This window comes from Brevundimonas sp., assembly GCF_029945885.1.
GTDB lineage: Bacteria > Pseudomonadota > Alphaproteobacteria > Caulobacterales > Caulobacteraceae > Brevundimonas.
This window is the reverse complement of the sequence record NZ_JAQSDK010000011.1, coordinates 24,203-30,202: the sequence shown is the minus strand read 5'-3', so window position 1 is coordinate 30,202 and position 6,000 is coordinate 24,203. Positions and strand designations below refer to the sequence as shown.

General features: G+C 67.6%; 7 protein-coding genes and 1 tRNA gene. 1 reads left to right on the top strand and 7 read right to left on the bottom strand.

Going from position 1 to position 6,000, the window contains the following annotated elements:
• The 5 genes from lptB to PSV00_RS06370 form a co-directional block, all read right to left on the bottom strand.
• Positions 1-650 (bottom strand): LPS export ABC transporter ATP-binding protein (lptB, locus tag PSV00_RS06390; RefSeq protein WP_300445681.1); only part of this gene is annotated, 650 nt, incomplete at its 3' end.
• Positions 651-676: 26 nt separating this feature from the next.
• Positions 677-1,162, bottom strand: coding sequence for an LptA/OstA family protein (locus PSV00_RS06385; protein ID WP_300445680.1), 486 nt, complete (start codon positions 1,160-1,162; stop codon positions 677-679).
• A gap of 7 nt (positions 1,163-1,169) precedes the next feature.
• Positions 1,170-1,832, bottom strand: coding sequence for an LPS export ABC transporter periplasmic protein LptC (gene lptC, locus PSV00_RS06380; RefSeq protein ID WP_300445679.1), 663 nt, complete (start codon positions 1,830-1,832; stop codon positions 1,170-1,172).
• 6 nt (positions 1,833-1,838) lie between these two features.
• Complete coding sequence (locus tag PSV00_RS06375; protein WP_300445678.1) at positions 1,839-2,453, bottom strand: ribonuclease D; 615 nt, start codon at positions 2,451-2,453, stop codon at positions 1,839-1,841.
• Positions 2,454-2,610: 157 nt separating this feature from the next.
• Positions 2,611-2,697: transfer RNA gene (locus tag PSV00_RS06370), tRNA-Leu, on the bottom strand.
• Positions 2,698-2,857: 160 nt separating this feature from the next.
• On the opposite strand from PSV00_RS06370, the gene PSV00_RS06365 reads away from it, so the two are divergent.
• A complete protein-coding gene (locus tag PSV00_RS06365; protein WP_300445677.1) occupies positions 2,858-3,853 on the top strand; it encodes a complex I NDUFA9 subunit family protein in 996 nt (331 codons plus the stop codon).
• A gap of 129 nt (positions 3,854-3,982) precedes the next feature.
• Here PSV00_RS06365 and PSV00_RS06360 read toward each other — a convergent pair whose 3' ends face one another.
• Entirely contained in the window at positions 3,983-4,786 is an 804-nt protein-coding gene (locus tag PSV00_RS06360) for an undecaprenyl-diphosphate phosphatase (RefSeq protein ID WP_300445676.1), read from the bottom strand.
• Between the two features lie 26 nt (positions 4,787-4,812).
• Positions 4,813-5,988: a citrate/2-methylcitrate synthase gene (locus PSV00_RS06355; RefSeq protein ID WP_300445675.1), complete on the bottom strand. Its 1,176-nt coding sequence runs from the start codon at positions 5,986-5,988 to the stop codon at positions 4,813-4,815.
• Positions 5,989-6,000: the final 12 nt, after the last annotated feature.

The following is a 6,000-nucleotide window of genomic DNA, read 5'->3' as shown; positions in this document are numbered from 1 at the left end:
TCGGTGATCAGCACGCCGATGCCCTGGCCGGACAGATAGCGGATCACCTGGCGGATGTCGGCGATGGCCAGGGGGTCGATGCCGGCGAAGGGCTCGTCCAGCAGCATGAAGGAGGGCCGCCCGGCCAGAGCACGGGCGATCTCGCAGCGCCGGCGCTCACCACCCGACAGACCCGCCGCCGGGGCGTGGCGCAGATGGTCGATACGCAGTTCTTCCAGCAGCCGGGTGGTTTCCTCACCGATGGCGGCCCCCGACTGGTGCAGTTCGGCGACCGAGCGGATGTTCTGCTCGACGGTCATGCCGCGGAAGATCGACGGCTCCTGGGCCAGATAGCCGAGGCCCATGCGCGCCCGCTGGTACACGGGCTGGGCGGTGATGTCCTCACCGTCCAGCCAGATCGTGCCGGAGTCCGGCGCGATCAGGCCGGTGATCATGTAGAAACAGGTCGTCTTGCCGGCCCCGTTGGGGCCGAGCAGGCCCGCGACCTCGCCGCGCTGGACGGTCAGGGAGACGTCGCGCACCACCTGGCGTGCCCCGAACGAACGGGCAATATGCTCGACGCGAAGCCCCGTCGAGCGCGCCGGCTCGGCCGGTGTCCCGGCGGCGGGGGCCGGGTCAAGGTTGAGGGCTGAGAGTTCCTTGCGTGCCACGGTTCAGATCCGGCCGGCCCGGGGGCTCAGTCCCGACTTCCCTGCGGATAGAAGACGCCCTGGATACGAGTTCCCGACGCGCCCTCCATCCGGGCAGATCCGGTATCGATATTGTAGACCAGCCGGCCGCCGGTCAGCACATTGCGGCCCTGGGTCAGGATCACGTCGCCGGTGACCACGATGGTGGCGTCGGACACGGTATAGACCGCGCGATCGCCGCGGATCGTTTCAGTCGGGGTGACATAATAGACATTGCCCGAGGCCGTGACCTGGCTGATGGCCCCGCCGTTGCTGACCCCCTGGATCGCATCGGCACGCAGGCGATTGTCACCCTGAAGCACCTCGGCCCGACCGCGCAGGGCGAAGCCGGCCGGAGTCTGTTCGCCACTGTCGGCCCCGACCATGATCGGCTGGCTGCTGGGAGCCGGACGGGTCTGGGCCGTGGCCACGCCGGCCGCCGCCGCTAAAACGATTCCGAGTGCCGCTGCGCCCGCGAGGATTGATCTGATCATGGTCTTCTCATCCGCCCGACCGGGTGGTGTTGAAAACCCCCCGGATCTTGTTGTCGCCCGAGCCGTTGAAAACGACCCGCTCGCCCTGGTCATAGATCGCATAGGACGAAGCCGAGATGGTTCCAAGGGGGCCGACCCCCTCCACACCCTTCGAGCCGGTCACCACACCGGTCGCCGTATCGACCACCGCCTCCGGCGTGGTCAGGGTGAAACCGGACCCGCCATCGGTGATCTTGACGTTCGGACCGATGGTCACGGTCCGCGCCGCTTCGTTGTAGACACCGCCGTCCGCGGTCATTTCGGTAACCTTGCGGCCCCCCAGGTTCAACCGCATCACCGGCCCCACCAGACGGAAGAAGCCGGTCTGCGGATCGCGAATCGCGCCCTCGGCCCCGATCATGAAGGACCGGCCCTGGGCATCCTGGCCGCGGAACATCGGATTATCGAGACGGACTTCCTGGGTCTGGCTGGCCTTGCGCTCGACGTTAGACATCACACTGCGAACCACCGTCCAGGTCACCGTCCCCCCGGCCAGGAGCAGGATCACGACCGGCAGGACGCGCCGCAGCAGACGCACGCGTTTCGACCGCACGCGCCAGTGCGCCCCCTCGGCGGCGACCCGCGCCTCGTCGGCGGCGATTCTGGTTTCTGACGGGTCCGGCAGGGTCATCAGGGGTCAGGCGTGGGCGAAGATGTCGACTTCGTCCCAGCCGGCCAGGTCGAGACGGGCCCGGACGGGCAGGAAGTCAAAACAGGCGCGGGCCAGTTCGGTCCGCCCCTCGCGCTCCAGCATCATGTCGAGCTTCGCCTTGATGGCGTGCAGATACAGGACGTCAGAGGCGGCGTAGTCCAGCTGGGCCTGGCTGAGTTCGGCCGCGCCCCAGTCCGAGCTCTGCTGGGCCTTTGACAGGTCGATACCGGCCAGTTCGCGCGCGACATCCTTGAGGCCGTGGCGGTCGGTATAGGTGCGCGCCAGTTTGGAGGCAATCTTGGTGCAATAGACCGGACGGGTCTCGACCCCGAGGTGCAGCTGCACCATGCCGATGTCGAACCGGCCGAAATGGAAGATCTTCAACACCGCCGGGTCGGCCATCAGCCGCTTCAGGTTGGGGCAGTCGTAGGCCGGACGGTTCAGCCGTACCACATGGGCGTCGCCGTCGCCCGACGACAGCTGGACCACGCACAGGGGGTCACGCCGCAGGCGCAGGCCCATGGTCTCGGAATCGATGGCGACCTCCGGACCGAGGTCAAGGGAATCGGGCAGGTCGCCCTCGTGCAGATAGACGGTCATGAGGTCTGGGCTTTCATCACAGCGATACTAGAGCATTTTCGGCCGGAAATGCGCCAGTGCTCCCCGTTGTGATCTTCCGGTGACGTCCGGCAGGCGGGAACCCGGAGCAGATAAACGAACGGCGCCGCATCACAAGGATGCAGCGCCGCCGAAAATATGGTGCCCAGGAGAGGACTCGAACCTCCACGACATTTCTATCACTGGCACCTGAAGCCAGCGCGTCTACCAATTCCGCCACCTGGGCCCAGACGTTTCCGTCTGGAAGGCGCGGACCCTTAAGGCAGCCTATCGGACGGGTCAACAACCCTTTTCCCGTCTTTGCGTTGCGGGGCGGAAAAGCATCGTCTATCCCGCCCCGGTCAGCCCGTGTTCCGGGCGGCGCAGACTTTCTTCTGGAGCACGTCATGAGTGAGTTCAGCCCCGGCCTGGTCACGGTTTTCGGCGGCTCCGGATTCGTCGGGGCCCAGGTCGTTCGCGCCCTGGCCAAACGCGGCTGGCGCGTGCGGGTCGCGGTCCGTCAACCCGGTCTGGCCTATGATCTCAAGCCGCTGGGCGACGTCGGCCAGATCCAGGCGGTCCGCTGCAACATCACCAGCGAGGCCGATGTGGCCGAGGCCCTGCGCGGTGCGAGCGCGGCCGTGAACCTGGTCGGCATCCTGTACGAGACCCCGTCGCGCAAATTCCAGGCCCTGCATGTCGACGGCACGCGTCACATCGCCGAGGCCTGCGCCGCCGCCGGTATCGACCGGCTGGTTCAGGTGTCGGCCATCGGGGCCAATCCCGAAAGCAATTCCGCCTATGCCCGCTCCAAGGCCGAGGCCGAGATCGCGGCCCGTAACGCCAAGCCCGATACCGTGGTCATCCGCCCGTCGATCGTTTTTGGTGCCGGTGACGATTTCCTGAACCGGTTCGCGGCCCTGGCCGCCATCGCCCCGGCCCTGCCGCTGATCGGCGGCGGCCAGACAAAATTCCAGCCCGTCTATGTTGGTGACGTGGCCGAGGCCATCGCCCGCGCCGTGGTACGTGTCGATGCGGCCGGACGCACCTTCGAGCTGGGCGGACCGGCCGTCATGACCTTCGAAGCCGTGCTGAAGCTGGTCCTGCGCGAAACCAACCGCAGTCGCCCGCTGATTCCGCTGCCTTTCCTCGTCGCCGGGGTCATCGGCAGCCTGGCCCAGCTGACCACCCTGGTCGGCCTTGCCCCGTTCCTGACCGCCGACCAGGTGGAGCTGCTGAAGACGGACACAGTCGTCAGTCCCGACGCCGAAGGCCTGGACGCCCTGGATATCCAGCCGACCGGCGTGGATGCCATCGCCCCGGCCTATCTGTGGCGCTACCGGCGCGGTGGCCAGTTCGCTGACAAGCCGGCGATGCAGGATACCGCTGCCGCGACGCAGTGATCCGAAGGGGCCGCCCCTGGAGCATTTTTGCTTCAGGTGAATTGACGTGGCCCCTGAAAAACGGCCCGAATTCAAACTGAAACGAAATCCGGGCCGGGTTGGACCGCGACCAACCCGGCCGATTTCGCTCTAGACCACACCGCCCCAGATCAGGCCCAGCCCGACCACCCCGACCACGATCCGCCACCAGGCGAAGGGGGTGAAGCCGTGGCGGGCGACGAAGTCCAGCATCGTCTTCACGATGACGGCCCCGCTGATGAAGGAGACGACGAAGCCGATCGCGATCAGGCCGAGGAAATCCCCGGTCAGCATGTCGCGACTTTCCCAGAAATCGAGGGCGAAGGCCCCGACCATGGTCGGGATGGCGAGAAAGAACGAAAACTCGGCCGCCGCCCGCTTGTCGACCCCCAGTACCAGACCGCCGGCGATGGTCGCACCGCTGCGCGACACCCCGGGGATGATGGCCAGGCACTGGAACAGGCCGACACCCAACGCCGTCTTGAGCGAGAAGGCCATCGAATCATGCAGCCGCGGCTTCGGGGCCCAGCGCTCGAGCGCGATCAGGGCGAAACCGCCGATGACCAGGCTGACACAGACGATGGTCGGGTTGAACAGGACCTGTTTGATAAAGTCGTGCAGGGCCAGACCGACGAAGGCGGCCGGCAGGAAGGCGACCAGGACCGCCAGGGCGAACCCGCGTGACGCGGGGTCGGTCGGCAGGGTGATCAGCACCTTCCACAGTCGGGCGAAATACAGGGCCACGACCGCCAGGATCGCCCCCAGCTGGATCATGACGATGAAGGTGTCCCAACTGGGATCGGTCAGCCCCAGCATGGCCTTGGCCAGCAACAGGTGACCCGTGGAAGAGACCGGGATGAATTCGGTCAGCCCCTCGACGAGGCCCAGAATGATTGCCGCAAGCCAGTCCGCCATGAACACTCCGATAGAGGCCGGCGGGATCAATTCGCGCCAGGTTCGGGTCCCACATAGCGCAGCCGGGCCCGGATAGGCGAGCCGTTCGTCGCCTGATCCAGGGCGTGGCCCAGCAACCCGGTCAGACGCCCGAGCATGAACAGGTCGGCCGCCCCCTGCCGGGGCAATTCAAGCCGTCGGGCGATGATGGCCAGGGCCATCGCAAACGTCGCCTGTCCGTCCCCGGTCGCCTCACCGGCCTGCTGAACCGCCCGAAGGTCGGCCGGCAGGTCCGCCGCCGACAGCAGGGCCGCGGCGCGTCCGGCGTCGTGGCTTCCGGCCACGGCCGTAAAGCCCGGCAGGCTGCCGGTCTCCTGCAGACGCCGTCGGCTGGCCTCCACGGGGCTGCGACGGGCGTCCACGACCCAGGTCGAGGCATCCGTCAGGTCCCGCAAAACCGTCGAACCGACCAGGGTGGTGAGCCCGGCCAGGGCGGCCCCGGCGATGGGAGCGCCCCCCCCGGCGGCAGCGCGGACCGCCAGAACTGCCGAATCCAGCTCGTCGTCGGCCGACAGCACCAGGGCGCGGCGGATCATGTGGGAATCGCGGTCGACGGTTTTCCAGGCCCGGGCGAGGCGCTGGTGAAAATGCAGCCGCGGGCCGGGCCCGGAGGCGGCGTCGATCGTCTCGTTCAGAATACAGGCCGCCTGGGTCTTCAGCGCCTCGGTCTCGCAGGCCCCGGACGTCACGTCCTCCTCGGCCCGGCGCGACAGGATGGCGAAGGTTCGCGCCCGGATCGACACCCCGATGACGCCGTCCAGCCGTGGCTTGATGCCGGTGAACAGATGGACGTCGCGCAATCCCCACAGCCGGCAGGCAATTTCCTCCAGCGTGGCCTGTTGCGCCAACTGAACCGCGTCGAGGCCGCGGTAAAACAGCCGGCCATCGGCCACCACACTGAGGGAGGAGGTGATATCGGCCTCTCCCCGCACACCGCTCCGGTCCGGCGCGGTGGTCGGGCGCGGGGCCGGGCCCTCACCCCGCAGCAGGCGGTCGATATCTTCGGCGTCATAGAGGCTGCGGCGTGAGTCCGCCGGGTCGGGGCGGGCGATGATCCGCCCGCGGCTGACATAGGCGTACAGCGTCTGGGTCTTGATGCCGAGGCGGTCCAGCGCCTCGTTGCGCCCGATCCAGCGTCGGGTGACGTCGTCAACTGCCTGCAAGCCGCCCTCCAC